15 protein-coding genes are annotated in these 14,311 nt (G+C 58.7%); 2 read left to right on the forward strand and 13 right to left on the reverse strand.

All coding sequences use genetic code 11. The features are described from left to right. Positions 1–347 precede the first annotated feature (347 nt). Entirely contained in the window at positions 348–1,637 is a 1,290-nt protein-coding gene (locus MHZ89_RS04305) for a citrate synthase (RefSeq protein ID WP_126688556.1), read from the forward strand. Between the two features lie 201 nt (positions 1,638–1,838). Here MHZ89_RS04305 and nei read toward each other — a convergent pair whose 3' ends face one another. The 11 genes from nei to MHZ89_RS04360 all read right to left on the reverse strand — a co-directional run bounded on the left by nei (position 1,839) and on the right by MHZ89_RS04360 (position 11,044). Next, the gene (nei, locus tag MHZ89_RS04310) at positions 1,839–2,627 is read right to left on the reverse strand and encodes an endonuclease VIII (RefSeq protein WP_311781985.1); all 789 of its coding nucleotides are present in this window, start codon (positions 2,625–2,627) and stop codon (positions 1,839–1,841) included. Between the two features lie 10 nt (positions 2,628–2,637). Continuing rightward, positions 2,638–3,285 carry a pyroglutamyl-peptidase I gene (pcp, locus tag MHZ89_RS04315; RefSeq protein ID WP_311781986.1) on the reverse strand — a complete coding sequence of 216 codons (648 nt, stop codon included), beginning with the start codon at positions 3,283–3,285 and terminating at the stop codon, positions 2,638–2,640. Between the two features lie 7 nt (positions 3,286–3,292). Beyond that, positions 3,293–4,309 (reverse strand): DUF979 domain-containing protein, encoded by a 1,017-nt coding sequence (locus tag MHZ89_RS04320; protein WP_311781987.1) that lies wholly within the window; start codon positions 4,307–4,309, stop codon positions 3,293–3,295. Next, positions 4,309–5,037 carry a DUF969 domain-containing protein gene (locus MHZ89_RS04325; RefSeq protein WP_311781988.1) on the reverse strand — a complete coding sequence of 243 codons (729 nt, stop codon included), beginning with the start codon at positions 5,035–5,037 and terminating at the stop codon, positions 4,309–4,311. Before MHZ89_RS04325 ends, MHZ89_RS04320 begins: the two co-directional genes overlap by 1 nt. A gap of 53 nt (positions 5,038–5,090) precedes the next feature. Beyond that, positions 5,091–5,828 (reverse strand): 5-oxoprolinase subunit PxpA, encoded by a 738-nt coding sequence (gene pxpA, locus MHZ89_RS04330; RefSeq protein ID WP_311781989.1) that lies wholly within the window; start codon positions 5,826–5,828, stop codon positions 5,091–5,093. Beyond that, positions 5,818–6,750: a 5-oxoprolinase subunit PxpC gene (gene pxpC / locus MHZ89_RS04335; RefSeq protein WP_311781990.1), complete on the reverse strand. Its 933-nt coding sequence runs from the start codon at positions 6,748–6,750 to the stop codon at positions 5,818–5,820. Before pxpC ends, pxpA begins: the two co-directional genes overlap by 11 nt. After that, positions 6,744–7,400 (reverse strand): 5-oxoprolinase subunit PxpB, encoded by a 657-nt coding sequence (pxpB, locus tag MHZ89_RS04340; RefSeq protein ID WP_311781991.1) that lies wholly within the window; start codon positions 7,398–7,400, stop codon positions 6,744–6,746. The genes pxpC and pxpB overlap by 7 nt, the downstream gene beginning before the upstream one ends. Before the next feature lie 136 nt (positions 7,401–7,536). Then, entirely contained in the window at positions 7,537–8,280 is a 744-nt protein-coding gene (locus MHZ89_RS04345; protein ID WP_311781992.1) for a type 2 GTP cyclohydrolase I, read from the reverse strand. A 16-nt stretch (positions 8,281–8,296) separates the two neighbouring features. Then, entirely contained in the window at positions 8,297–9,724 is a 1,428-nt protein-coding gene (gene phrB / locus MHZ89_RS04350) for a deoxyribodipyrimidine photo-lyase (RefSeq protein ID WP_311781993.1), read from the reverse strand. Position 9,725: 1 nt separating this feature from the next. Continuing rightward, entirely contained in the window at positions 9,726–10,682 is a 957-nt protein-coding gene (locus tag MHZ89_RS04355) for a 2-thiouracil desulfurase family protein (RefSeq protein WP_311781994.1), read from the reverse strand. Positions 10,683–10,843: 161 nt separating this feature from the next. After that, positions 10,844–11,044: a YbfA family protein gene (locus tag MHZ89_RS04360; RefSeq protein WP_311781995.1), complete on the reverse strand. Its 201-nt coding sequence runs from the start codon at positions 11,042–11,044 to the stop codon at positions 10,844–10,846. A gap of 233 nt (positions 11,045–11,277) precedes the next feature. Here MHZ89_RS04360 and kdpE point away from each other — a divergent pair, with 233 nt between their 5' ends. Then, entirely contained in the window at positions 11,278–11,952 is a 675-nt protein-coding gene (gene kdpE / locus MHZ89_RS04365; protein WP_311781996.1) for a two-component system response regulator KdpE, read from the forward strand. Positions 11,953–12,070: 118 nt separating this feature from the next. On the opposite strand, the gene pgm is transcribed toward kdpE, so the two are convergent. After that, on the reverse strand, positions 12,071–13,711 hold the full coding sequence (gene pgm, locus MHZ89_RS04370; RefSeq protein WP_311781997.1) for a phosphoglucomutase (alpha-D-glucose-1,6-bisphosphate-dependent): 1,641 nt from the start codon (positions 13,709–13,711) through the stop codon (positions 12,071–12,073). A gap of 25 nt (positions 13,712–13,736) precedes the next feature. Next, the gene (gene seqA / locus MHZ89_RS04375; protein ID WP_311781998.1) at positions 13,737–14,288 is read right to left on the reverse strand and encodes a replication initiation negative regulator SeqA; all 552 of its coding nucleotides are present in this window, start codon (positions 14,286–14,288) and stop codon (positions 13,737–13,739) included. Positions 14,289–14,311 lie beyond the last annotated feature (23 nt).

The raw sequence follows: 14,311 nt of genomic DNA on the forward strand, positions 1-14,311 counted from the left end.
AAGTTCAACAATTCAGTTACAAACTAGGGCATCAAACCCCAGTGATGCACAAAAGTTATGGGGATACACTTTCCCCTAAGCACAAGTTATGTAACATTCTGATTGTGAGCACCCTAAAACAACAGGTTGTTGATTACCAGGAAGTTATGTCCAGACCGGATCTTTAACAACCGCGATATGCAGATTTTCATGACTGCCTCGTTCCCTGTCGGGACACGCCTCTCACTCTGTACCCTGCACCCGCGTTGTTACCGCAGAGTGTTATTGTGAAGTTAATGGCGACCGCAACATGACCGCTTTTCAGGTGTCTAAGATCCATACTTACATAAGGCGCTATGGAGACGAAAATGACAGATAAAAAAGTGACGCTAACCCTACAAGATGAATCGGTACTTGAGCTGGACGTACTGAAAGGCACGCTGGGCCAGGATGTGGTTGATGTCCGCGCTCTGGGTTCAAACGGCCTTTTCACCTTCGATCCGGGTTTCACTTCTACAGCGTCCTGCGAATCCAAAATCACCTTTATCGACGGCGATGAAGGTATCCTGCTGCATCGTGGCTTCCCTATCGATCAGCTAGCGACCCACTCCAACTATCTGGAAGTGTGCTATATCCTGCTGAACGGCGAAGCGCCAACGCAGCAGCAGTTTGAAGAATTCCGCGAGACCGTGACCCGCCATACCATGATCCATGAGCAGATTACCCGTCTGTTCCACGGCTTCCGTCGCGACTCGCACCCGATGGCAGTAATGTGCGGCGTCACCGGCGCGCTGGCGGCCTTCTACCACGATTCGCTGGATGTGAATAACGAGCGTCACCGTGAAATCGCCGCGTTCCGTCTGCTCTCCAAAATGCCGACCATGGCGGCAATGTGCTACAAGTATTCTATCGGCCAGCCTTTTGTTTATCCGCGCAACGATCTCTCCTACGCGGGTAACTTCCTGCATATGATGTTCGCTACGCCTTGCGAAGAGTACAAGGTGAACCCGGTGCTGGAGCGCGCCATGGACCGTATTCTGATCCTGCATGCTGACCATGAGCAGAACGCCTCTACCTCTACTGTGCGTACCGCTGGCTCTTCCGGCGCTAACCCGTTCGCCTGTATCGCGGCAGGCATCGCCTCGCTGTGGGGACCGGCGCACGGCGGCGCGAACGAAGCCACGCTGCGCATGCTGGAAGAGATCAGCACCGTTGAGCATATTCCGGAATTTGTGCGCCGCGCGAAAGATAAAAACGACTCTTTCCGCCTGATGGGCTTCGGTCACCGCGTGTATAAAAACTACGACCCGCGCGCGACCGTTATGCGCGAAACCTGCCATGAAGTGCTGAACGAGCTGGGCATGAAGGATGACCTGCTGGAAGTGGCGATGGAGCTGGAGCATATTGCGCTGAACGACCCCTACTTTATCGAGCGCAAACTCTACCCGAACGTCGACTTCTACTCTGGCATTATTCTGAAAGCGATGGGCATTCCGTCATCAATGTTTACTGTGATCTTCGCCATGGCGCGTACCGTCGGCTGGATTGCGCACTGGAAAGAGATGCACGACGAAGGCATGAAAATTGCCCGTCCACGTCAGCTCTATACCGGCTATACCGAGCGCGAATTTACCTCTGCGCTGAAAAAAGAAGATTAAGGCAATATAAAAAGCGGAGAGAAATCTCCGCTTTTGCTTTTTGGCTCTGTGCCAACGCGGGTAACTGGGCTCGATCGCAAAGTCGCTTTTCGCATCCCTGCTCGCTCGGCCCGCGCCTTCCCTGGCGCGGGACGCTTTGCTCTTCGAGCCCAGTCACCCGCTTCCCGAACTATCGCGCCGCCTCTACTGCTCATTTTTCGCTTAGTGCTGGCAGCCAGGACACCAGTAAAAAGGCCGCGAAGAGAGCGTCCCCTTCTGAATAATCTCACCGCAGCGACGACATTTCTTCCCCTGACGATGGAACACTTCAAAGCGAAACGCCGCGCCGTGATGGTACTTCTTCATTGTGCCGCGCATACGGTAAGAGTGACGCGGTATCGCCAGCAGCGCCTCGCTGAGCGTATCAAGCTGCTCATCCGTTAGCTCCTGCGCGCGATGCTGCGCCAGCAGGCCCGCCTGCCAGAGGATCTCCACCCGCAGATAGTTGCCCAGCCCCGCCAGAAACGCCTGATCGAGCAGCAGCCCGCTAAACTGACGACGGCGAAAGCGCGGCGACAGCAGCCTTTCACGCACCGTCGCCACATCAAGCTGCGGATCGAGCACATCTGGCCCGACGCGATTGAGAAACGGATGCGCCGCCAGCGACTCGGCATTAAGCAACTCAATATCGGAAGCGCTGTAAAGCAGAATGGCGCGATCGGCGACCGCCAGCCGCACGCGCAGCTGGCGTTTCGTTTCTGGCACTTGGCCGCTCTCTACTACGCGCCAGACGCCATACAGCTGGTTATGGCTGTAAAGCGTCAGGCCGTTGGAAAAGTGCGTCAGCAGCGCTTTGCCGCGCGTCTCGATGGCGTTGACCTGCTCGCCCAGCAGCGCAGGCTCGTAAGTCTTGAGTTCAGGAAAGGCAAACCAGACCTCCGTCAATGGCTTGCCGACAATCGCTTCTTCTAGCTGATCCGCCGCGCGGCGGATCTCCGGTCCTTCTGGCATGTTCGTCCTCTTAGTGCGTTGCGCCGCCGACGACTTTCAGGTCGGTTTCCGTCTCCAGCGAGACGCGAATAGCGATCTCCAGCGCCTGCATAACGTTATCCCGCGCCATGCTGGGCGCGCCTGGATGCCGCGCCGCCTGCTCCGGCAGATAGGGAATATGCACAAAGCCGCCGCGCACGCGGTTGCCCTGAGTATGCAGTCGGTGCAGCAGACCGTACATCACGCGATTGCAGGTAAAGGTTCCGGCAGTTTGCGAAACCGACGCGGGAATGCCCGCCTCGCGCAGCGCCGCAACAATCGCCTTGATCGGCAGCGTGGAGAAATAGCCCGCCGGTCCGTCCGCCACAATCGGCTCGTCCACCGGCTGCTGCCCTGCGTTATCGGGAATGCGCGCGTCATCGACGTTAATGCCGATGCGCTCCAGAGTAATATCGCTGCGCCCGCCCGCCTGTCCGACCGACAGGATCAAATCGGGCTGTACCTCATCCATCGCGGCGTAAAGCACCCCCAGCACATCGCTGAAGACGACCGGCAGCTGTCGCGCCACAATACGGGCGCCGCCGAGCGTTTTGCCGTCAAGCGCGTGTACCGCCTCCCAGGAAGGGTTAAGACTTTCGCCGCCGAAAGGTTCAAATGCCGTCACCAATACTGTCTTCATACCGACCTCATCGGAACATTAAGAAATAGAGCAGGAACACGTTAACGATTAACAGTAGCACACCGGTTGGTACCTGAGCCTTGATCACCGCGTTGCGATCCGGCAGTTCCAGCAGCGCGGCGGGCACGATATTGAAGTTGGCCGCCATTGGCGTCATCAGCGTGCCGCAGTAGCCTGAAAACATGCCGATCGCCGCCATAATGGCGGGATCGCCGTGATGTTGCAGCACCAGAATGGGAATGCCGACGCCAGCGGTAATAATGGGGAAAGCGGCAAAAGCGTTGCCCATTACCATGGTCAGCAGCGCCATGCCGACGGTATAGACCGTCACGGCGACGAAGCGGTTATCGACGGCCAGGTAGCTCTCCGTCAGATGCGAAATCGCGCTGCCGACGCCTGCGCTGGTAAACAGCAGACCGAGCGTGGCAAGAATTTGCGGCAGGATAAAAGCCCAGCCGATCGCATCCAGCAGGCGTCGCGTCTCCTGCATCGACTGTACCGGTTTTTCGTGCGTCATCTTCAGCGCAATCAGCCAGCCAAGCAGACAGCCGATCATCATGGAGAAGAGCGTTACCAGCGTCGCATGATTGCCTGCGCCGAATACCGCCTCCTGCAGGCCGGGAAGATGGTTAAAGGCCAGCACGCCGACCACCGTTACGACCGGGATCGCCAGCGCGGGCAGAAACAGCTTATTGCCGAGACGGCGAGCGCTTGCCTGCTTCTCCTCGTCGCTGCGCTGATGGTAACGTCCGAGCCGCACGCCGCCGCAGCCGGCGATCAGCGCCATCGCGACCACCAGTACGCCAACCAGGATGTGCAGATAGCGCGTGCCCAGCTCCGGCGTGCCGAACAGCGCGCTCATCAGCTGCGTGGTCCAGTCGCCGACCAGAAAAATCAGGCCATATAGCGCCCAGAACAGCCCGGTCGTCAGACGGCGCGGGTTATGGGTATCACGCCAGGAGAGCAGCGCGACCACCAGCAGGATAAGCCCCGCCAGCCACATCAGATATTGTTGTTGAAACATCAGCGGCCTCCTTTCGCTTTCAGCGCTTCGTTGTTCAGCACGCGCAGCTCGCGCGCCAGCCTGCGATCGAGACGCACCAGGCGCGTCGAGTGAATAAGAAAGGCGGCCACGGCAGTAGGAATGCCCCAGACCGCGATATGCAACGGTTCGGTCTGAATATTGGCTGACTCCAGCATAAAGTTGTGCATAAAAATAATCGCGCCGAAGGCAACGAAAATATCTTCGCCAAAGAACAGCCCGACGTTATCCGTCGCCGCCGACATGGCGCGCAGGCGATGCCGCACTTCTGGTGAAATCTCGCCGTAACGGTTTTCGGTCGCGCCTTCGGCCATTGGCGCCAGCAGCGGTCGCACCATCTGCGGATGACCGCCGAGGCTGGTCAGGCCGAGCGCCGCCGTAATCTCGCGCACAAAGAGATAGACAATCAGCAAACGACCGGCGGTGGCAGTTTTAATTTGCGCAATCCAGGCCTGCGCACGCTCTTTCAGGCCGTGTCGCTCCAGCAGGCCGATAACCGCCAGCGGCAACAGCAGGATCAGCGGTAGATTGCGCGTATTCAGAAAGCCCGCGCCCAGTTTTTCCAGAATATCGCTCAGCGGCATCAGCGCGGCAAAGCCGGTAACAAAGCCGGCGACAATCACCACCAGTACCGGATTGAAGCGCAGCAAAAAGCCGATCACGATGGCTGCGATGCCCAGCAGCGGCCAGAGGTTTATCACGTTATCCATGTTGACCCTTATGTTGAAAAACCCGGCTGCGAGGCCGGGCAAAGTATGAAAAATCAGGCGCTGGTGACGGCGATCCCCTCGGCAGCGAAGCGATCGCGCAGACGCTGCGCAAACAATAAGGCGTGCGCGCCGTCGCCGTGTAGACAGACGGTTTGCGCATTAACGGCGATCCACTCGCCGCTGATGCTTTCTACTTTTCCCGCTTTAACCATCGACAGCGTTTGCTGGATAGCGCGATCTTCTTCTTCGATCATCGCGCCCGGCTGGCTGCGCGGCACCAGCGCGCCGCTGCTGAGATAGCCGCGGTCGGCGAACACCTCTTCGCGCGTGCGCAGACCGTGATGCGCCGCAGCGCGCACAGATTCGCTGCCCGCCAGCCCAACCAGCATCAGGCGTGCGTCGACCGCTTTTACCGCGCGGGCGATGGCATCCGCCAGCGCCGGGTCGGCAGCGGCCTGGTTATAGAGCATCCCATGCGGCTTAACGTGCACCAGCGTCTCCCCTTCACTTTCCGCCAGGCTTTTCAGCGCGCCGATTTGATAAATCATCTGCGCGTAGACCGTTTCCGGCGGGAGCTGCATTGCAGTGCGGCCAAAGTTTTCCCGATCGGGGAAGCTCGGATGCGCGCCAATCGCGACGCCGAACTCTTTCGCCCAGCGCACCGACTGCAGCATGGTTTCAGCATCGCCGGCATGGAAGCCGCAGGCGATATTGGCCGAGCTGACCAGCTGTAGCAGCGCGCGATCGCTGCCGCTGCCTTCGCCGAGATCGGCATTCAGATCAATTTTCATCAGCAAGTCCCCATGCCATATGGTCAAGCGCGCGCTGCTGATGCATGCGGGCCTGCATAGCAACCGGCAGCGAACACTGGATAAAGTGAATTGGCTCGCCCAGACGGATCTGCGCCAGCTGATAGAGATCGGCGTCGATCACGCAGGCGATGCGCGGATAGCCGCCGGTGGTCTGCGCATCGGCCATCAACACAATCGGCTGCCCGTTCGGCGGCACCTGCACCACGCCAGGCACCAGCCCGTGTGACAGCAGCTCGCGCGAGGTTTCGCGCTTCAGTTCCGGTCCCTGCAGGCGGTAGCCCATACGGTTGCTCTGCGGGCTGAGCAGCCAGGGCGAGCGCCAGAATGCCATCTGCGCCTCGCGGCTGAATTCGTTATATTCCGGCCCCGGTAGCGCGCGGATGCGGTTACTCCACAGCAGCTGGCGGACGCCTGCTTTACGGGTGAAGAGCTGCGTCGGCTTGCCGAGCGGCAGACGGTCGCCATCTTCCAGCTTGCGACCCTGCCATCCGCCGAAGCCCGCTTTAAGATCGGTGCTGACGGAGCCGAGAACAGGCTCGACGTCGAAGCCGCCGTGGATCGCCAGATAGCTGCGCATGCCATGCAGCGGCATAGAGAGCGTCAGCACCTGCCCTTTCTTCACCGGCAGTCGCCAGCCGGTCCAGACCGGCTTATCGTCCAGTTCGGCGTTGCAGGCCGCGCCGGTCAGGGCGAACCAGCCGTCGCGCATAAACTCCGCTTTAAACTGGCCTAATACGATCTCCAGCACCGCGCTGTCTGGGGCGTTGCCGACCAGCAAGTTCGCGGTGCGCATTGCAGGCAAATCGAGCACGCCGCCGACGCTGATACCGGACTGACGCCAGCCGGTGCGGCCGCTGTCCTGTAGGGTGGTGGCCAGTCCTGCGCGCAATATCCTTAACATACGCCCTCCTTTTGCGGCACAAAGCGCACGCTGTCGCCGGGGCGCAGCAGCGTAGGCGGCTGCTGTTGCGGATTGAACAGCGCAACGGGCGTCTGCCCCAGCAGCTGCCAGCCGCCGGGCGTCGCGAGCGGATAGATGCCTGTCTGGCTACCGCCAATGCCTACCGAACCGGCCGGCACGCTCAGGCGCGGCTCAGCGCGACGCGGGGTGTGGAGACGGCTGTCAAGGCCGCCCAGATAGGGGAATCCCGGCTGAAAACCGATAAAATAGACCATGTAGTCGATGCTGCTGTGTAGCTCCACTACCTGCTTCGGCGTCAGACCGGCGTGATCGGCGACCACCTGCAGATCCGGGCCGGCCTCGTTGCCATATATCACCGGAATTTCCACCAGCCGCGACGTCGCCTCCAGCGCCTCGCTCTCTTCCCACCAGCGCTGCAGATGTTCGATAGCGTCCAGCGCGCTCTGCTGCGGGTCGCGCAGCAGCAGCGTAATGTTGTTCATGCCTGGAATAACTTCCGCCACCTGCTCATGCTGCTGCAGATGCTGCGTCAAACCCCAAATGCGCTGCTGGCTTTGCAGCGATACCGGTGGTTCAAGCTCCAGCACCACCGCCTGTTCACCAAGCAGATAACATCGTGCTCGTTGCAAATCCCACCTCCACTTTTCCGCTACGCTACCTGCGCCGCGGCTGACGATTATCAGAATAAAGCGAATAGTTATGCGAAAGTGTCAGAAAAGTGTCAACAGATTTGCGCCCGAAAGCGGGCGCATAGCAGGAGAAAAATCAGGCGGGGTTGGGAATATCGATGAAGGTAACATCAAGGCCATGCTGTTCAGCCAGCCATTCGCCCAGCGCTTTGATGCCGCCACGCTCGGTAGCGTGGTGTCCGGCGGCGAAGAAATGAAGTCCCTGCTCGCGGGCGCTGTGAATCGTCTGCTCGGAGACCTCGCCGGTAATATAGGCGTCCACGCCAAAGGCGGCCGCGCTGTCGATAAAGCCCTGACCGCCGCCGCTGCACCAGGCGACGCGGCGGATCTGCGCCGGAGCGTTATCGCCGCAGTGCAGCGGCGCGCGCCCCAGTCTCTCTTCGATGCGCTGTGCCAGCGCCTCGCCGCTCAGCGGTGTCGCCAGCTCGCCCCAGAAAACCAGCGGCTGCACTTCGCCTTTTACCTCGATATCCAGCAGCTTCGCCAGCTGGGCGTTATTGCCCAGCGTCGGGTGCGCGTCGAGCGGCAGATGCCAGCCGTAAAGATTAATGTCGTTCGCCAGCAGCGCGCGCAGGCGGTTGCGCTTCATGCCTTTGATGACCGCTGGCTCGCTTTTCCAGAAGTAACCGTGATGCACCAGAATCGCATCGGCGTTGCGCGCCACGGCTTCATCCACCAGCGCCTGAGAGGCGGTAACGCCAGTAATCAGGGTTTTTACCTCTGTTCGTCCCTCAACCTGCAGTCCGTTAGGCGCGTAGTCGCTAAAAGCGCCGCTGTTTAGCTGCTGGTTGACAATGTTTTCAAGTTCATAGTGATTCATAACGGCTCCGGCCGCCTCAGGCTGCGTTTTTCGCGCGCACAAAGGCGTCTAATGTCTTTTTACGTGCCTGCTTATGTTCTACGATTGGCGAGGGATAATCGAGCCTCTTGTGGTTTTTCTCTGCCCAGCGCTGCGGTTGATGAATATCGCTGTCCGGCACCTCTTTCAGCTCCGGCAGCCACTGACGGATAAAAGCGCCCTGGCTGTCGAAGCGTTCGCCCTGCGTCGTTGGGTTAAAAATGCGGAAGTACGGCACAGGATCGGTTCCCGTCGACGCCGCCCACTGCCAGCCACCGTTATTCGCCGCCAGATCGCCGTCAATCAGGTTTTGCATAAAATAACGCTCCCCTTCATGCCAGTCGATGAGCAGATCTTTCACCAGGAAGCTGGCGGTTATCATACGCAGCCGGTTGTGCATCCACCCCAGCGCTTTCATCTGCCGCATCGCCGCGTCGACGATGGGATACCCGGTTTTGCCTGTTTTCCACGCGGTGAAGTGTTCCTCGTTGCGCTGCCAGTCAACATGACGCGTCCATTCAACAAAGGGCTGATGCCTGCAGAGCGCCGGAAAAGCCACCATCAGATGGCGGTAAAACTCGCGCCAGATAAGCTCGTTGAGCCAGGTAAAAAGCCTGCTCTCCTCCAGCGCGCGGGGATGCTCTTTCAATACGCGATGCAGACACTGGCGCGGCGACAGTACGCCGGTAGCAAGATAGACCGACAGGCGGCTGGTGCCATCCACCGACGGCGTATCGCGCGTCACGCTGTAGTCGGTTATCGGCTGTCGGGCAAAATGGCGCAGGCGCTGCAGCGCTGCGTTTTCCCCCGGCGGGAAACGCTCGCGGTCGTACTCTTCCATAGGGTAGTCAAAGCGCTCTACAGTTTGCACTAGCTTAACGGCGCCGCCGCTGCGCCGTTTCGGCGCGCTGACGCACTCCGGCAGGGCGAGCTGCAGACGGTGCAAGAAGGCTTTACTGAAGGGGGTATAGACTTTGTACATCTTGCCGTCGCCGGTCTGGACGCTGCCCGGCGCCAGCATAACGCTGTCATCAAACCCCTGGCATACCACCCCCGCGCGATCGAGGCGCTTCTCCGCCTCGGCATCGCGCTTACGCTCGTTCAGCTCATACTGATAATTGTAAAACAGCGCATCGACGCGGTGACGCTCGCAAAAAGCGACCAACAGGTCAACCGACGCGGCAAAATCGTCGCACGCCTGCGTCAGCAGCTCAATGCCGCGTTTGGCCAGCGCCTGTTGCAGCTCAAGCAGGCTGTCATAGATAAAAGCCGCCTGCTTCGGCGCCATGTCATGCTGACGCCACTGCTGTGGCGTTGCGATAAAGAGCGCCATCACCTTCGCATCGGCGTCGCGGCAGGCGGCATTCAGCGCCAGATTATCATTAATGCGTAAGTCGTTACGCAGCCAGACCAGATGCGTGCGCATATTACTGGCCGTAACGCAGGCGCAGCGCCTCCGGGTAGGGATCGAAATAGCGCTGCTGCGTCAGCCAGGGGTGCGGATACTGCGACATATAGTGTTTCAGCATGGTGATCGGCGCCAGCAGCGGCTGAACGCCGCAGCGGTAGCGGTCAATCAGCTCCGCCAGTTCCTGACGCTGCGGCGAGCTAAGCTGGCGACGGAAATAGCCCTGCGCATGCATCAGCACGTTGGTATGATTGCGGCGCGTCGCGGGCTGTGACAGCAACGCCATCATACGGTTACGGTATTCAAAGGCGAAAGCCTCCAGCGAATCCCATTTGCTCATCGAGGCGACAAACGGGCCAAGCTCACGATATTTTTCCTGCGAGTGCGCCAGCATCAGCAGCTTGTAGCGGCTGTGGAAAGCGATAAGCTGCGCGCGCGTCAGACCCCGCTTCCACATCTGATTAAATTCGTGCAGCGCGCAGATGCGTCCAACAAAGTTTTCGCGCAGCGCCGGATCGTGCAGACGACCATCTTCTTCCACGGGCAGCCAGGGCATTTCCGCCGTCAGCCTCTCAGCAAATAGCCCCATGCCCGCTTTACGATTGTTGTTGGTGTCGGGTTCATAGACGCGCACGCGTTCCATGCCGCAGCTGGGCGATTTTGCGCACAGAATATAGCCGCACAGGTGATGCAGAGCTTTAACCCGTTCGGCCGACCAGTCACGCATCTGCTGGGTCAGCTCTTCGCCGCCCTCTTTACTGAAGCAGAGATGGATCTCTTCATCGCTCTGTTTCACCAGCCGCAGCGCCGGACGCGGCGTCGGCAAGCCTATCGCCATTTCGGGGCAAATCGGTTCAAAGCGTACAAAAGGCGCAAGCTCGTTGACGGCGAACGCCAGACGTTTATGACCGCCGTCAAAACGGACTTGTTCTCCCAGCAGGCAGGCACTGATACCCAGCGGAATTTTTACGCTCATACTTGTACAACCTCCGAAATCTTGTAGAGGTTTAAGTGTAGCTGAAAATCGAACGAATAACAGCCTCATCCCAGGGCTGGAGAGGCTTTTCTCTGTGACAGGGCTTCAGAAACAACAAAGCCCGATAGCATGATCGGGCTTTGTTTTGCAACGCCAGCGCATTACCAGAAGACGCCGCCTGCAGCTTCAGTTTGTGCCAGCCAGACCGGCTTGGCGCTGGTTTTGCACCACATACGATGCAGATAGCTGTAGAAGCGCGCCCGGTCGTGACGAAACAGCATTACTGGCAGCGCAGTTACGCCCAGCAGGATAACCAGCGCACGACGCAGGACGATTTTATAAAAGGGATATTTCTGGTACATCGTTGGCCTCCTTTGAAGCAGCGGCTGAAATGTGATCTTGCTCAGATATTACGCTGCCCTGTGTAATTTTACTACTCATCCGACCACTATTTTCGCTTTTAAACACTCAGGTTCAGATAATAGTGAAAGTAAGTTACAAAACGGTTAACACTGTGATCGTCTTATGATCAATTCGCGCCCTGTGGTTTTACTGATAAAGTAGCGGCAGGTTTTCAGGCAGGGAGCAGCGCCGCGTGGCCACCGTATTAATTGTTGAAGATGAAAAAGAGATCCGGCGTTTTGTGCGCCTGGCGCTGGAGGGAGAAGCGCTTAAAGTCGTTGATGCCGATACGCTGCAGCGCGGCCTGATTGAAGCAGCCACGCGCAAGCCCGATCTGGTTATCCTGGATTTAGGGCTGCCTGACGGCGACGGACGCGATTTTATTCGCGATCTGCGTCAGTGGAGCGCCGTACCGGTCATTGTGCTGTCGGCACGCGTCGATGAGCAGGATAAGATAGATGCGCTGGATGTTGGCGCGGATGATTATCTGACGAAGCCCTTCGGCATTGGCGAGCTGCTGGCGAGGGTGCGCGTGGCGCTGCGCCGCCATCCGGGGCAGCAGCCGGAGCCGGTGGTTCGCTTTAGCGATGTCAGCGTAGACCTGGCCGCGCGCCGCGTAACGCGCGCCGGGCAGGAAATTCACCTGACGCCGATTGAATTTCGCCTGCTGGGCATTCTGCTGAACAATATCGGGAAAGTGCTAACGCAGCGCCAGCTGCTGAGTCAGGTCTGGGGTCCGAATGCGGTTGAGCACAGTCACTATCTGCGCATCTATATGGCGCATTTACGGCAAAAGCTGGAGGCGGATCCGGCGCAGCCTAAACATTTGCTGACTGAAACCGGCATCGGCTACCGCTTTATGCCATAAAAAAAGCGCCCGGAGGGCGCTGATACAGGCAGGTCATGTAAAAGGTAGGCGAGCGAACCATGAGATCTGCCGGGCGCCCAAGCCTGTTGCTCCAGAGCGCCCTGGCCCACCTCTTTTGTCAGGCGTTTTTCAGCACTTCGCTAACAATCTCTACCGCTTCTTTCTCGATCTGCGCGCGATGTTCCGCACCCAGGAAGCTTTCACAGTAAATCTTGTAAGCGTCTTCGGTGCCTGACGGACGCGCGGCGAACCAGCCGTTTTCCGTCATCACTTTCAGACCGCCGATAGACGCGCCATTGCCCGGTGCCGCTGTCAGACGTGCGGTAATCGGATCGCCCGCCAGCGTGTCAGCGCTGACCATCTCCGGTGACAGCTTAGAGAGAGCCGCTTTCTGCGCAGAGGTCGCAGGCGCCTGCAAACGGTTGTAGCTCGGCGCGCCGAAGCGAGCAGCCAGCTCGTCATAGTGCTGCTGCGGGTTCTTGCCGGTAACTGCGGTGATTTCTGCTGCCAGCAGGCAAAGAATGATGCCGTCTTTATCGGTTGACCAGGCAGAGCCGTCGAAGCGCAGGAAAGAAGCGCCTGCGCTCTCTTCGCCGCCGAAACCAAAGCTGCCGTCGAACAGGCCGTCAACGAACCACTTAAAGCCCACCGGCACTTCCACCAGCTTACGGCCGATATCGTTAACCACGCGGTCGATCATCGCGCTGGAGACCAGCGTTTTGCCTACGGCAACCTCTTTGCCCCACTGCGGACGATGCTGGAACAGATAGTTGATAGCAACGGCCAGATAGTGGTTCGGGTTCATCAGGCCCGACGGGGTCACGATGCCGTGACGGTCATAGTCAGGGTCGTTGCCGAACGCCAGGTCGAACTTGTCTTTATACGCCAGCAGGCCCGCCATGGCGCACTCGGAAGAGCAGTCCATACGTACCACGCCATCTTTATCCAGATGCATAAAGCGGAAGGTCTGGTCGATTGCGTCGTTCACGATGGTGAGATCAAGTTTGTAGTGCTCAGCGATGCGCTTCCAGTATTCCATGCCGGAGCCGCCCAGCGGATCAACGCCCAGCTTCAGGCCCGCTTTCTGAATAGCAGCAAAGTCGATCACCTGCGCCAGCCCTTCAACATAGGGCTGAATCAGATCTTTCTCGACGATACGGCCGCTCGCCCACGCCTGATCCAGCGGCAGACGTTTTACCTCTTGCAGGCCCGCTTTAATCAGCTGGTTGGCGCGATCTTCCACCACTTTCGTGACGTTGGTGTCGGCCGGGCCGCCATTCGGCGGATTGTACTTAATGCCGCCATCTTCCGGCGGGTTGTGCGACGGCGTAATCACGATGCCGTCCGCCTGCGCGCCGCCCTGCTTGTTGTGCTCAAGGATAGCGTTAGAGATAGCGGGCGTCGGGGTATAGCCATTGTCCTGCTGCACAATGACGTCTACGCCGTTAGCGGCCAGCACTTCCAGCACCGACAGGATCGCTGGCTCGGAGAGCGCGTGCGTATCTTTACCGACATAGCAGGGACCGGTAATGCCGTTTTTCTTACGCTCTTCGGCAATCGCCTGGGCGATCGCCAGGATATGATGCTCGTTAAAGCTCTGACGGCCTGCGCTACCACGATGCCCGGAGGTGCCGAATTTCACCGCATGGTCCGGGTTCGCCACGTCGGGCTGCAGGACATAATACTGTGATGTTAACTGTGCAACGTTAATCAAATCGCTCTGCTGGGCGGGTTGCCCGGCACGGGGGTGACTGGCCATTGGCGCTTCTCCCTGACGCTTCAGTTTAAATGGTGCCGCAAACTTTCTCTGCCAGCTCCTGCGGGAACTGCATTGAGACCATGATGTGTTCCACCATGCTGCATTTACGGCCGGTATTGGTATTGGTGATCACCCAGTACGGCGTGCCGGGTACGTGCTTCGGCTTAGTATGGGTGCCATTTTGCAACAGCGTTTGCTCGTCACCCGCAAAATAAACGCGAGTACGGCCCTGCAGCGATGCAGTAGCCTCAGCAAAAGCCGAAGGATCAAGACGATAGAGCGTTGACAAAATCATCATAAAACGATTAACCGCTTTCTTCTGTTCAGCGTATTCGTCCGACAGCAGCAGTTCACGTACGGCGCGCACCCGATCCTGCGGACGGTTTTCCGCACGCACCGGCTGAATCGTTTTTTGCGCCGTATCGCCTGCCGCTAACGGCGCTGCCGCCGCAGGCGCGCTTTGACCGGCATTAAATTTTAGCATCCGCCGTAAAATGTCAGAGGCGCTCTCGCCGATATGTTGCGTGTGGCTGGCGATATAGCGGTAGAGGTCTTCGTCAACTTCGATCGTTTTCATCTTTTTCCGTACGGTTTTGACTC

The sequence above is a fragment of the Pantoea sp. ACRSB genome (genome assembly GCF_022346905.1).
Taxonomy (GTDB): Bacteria; Pseudomonadota; Gammaproteobacteria; order Enterobacterales; family Enterobacteriaceae; genus Pantoea; species Pantoea piersonii.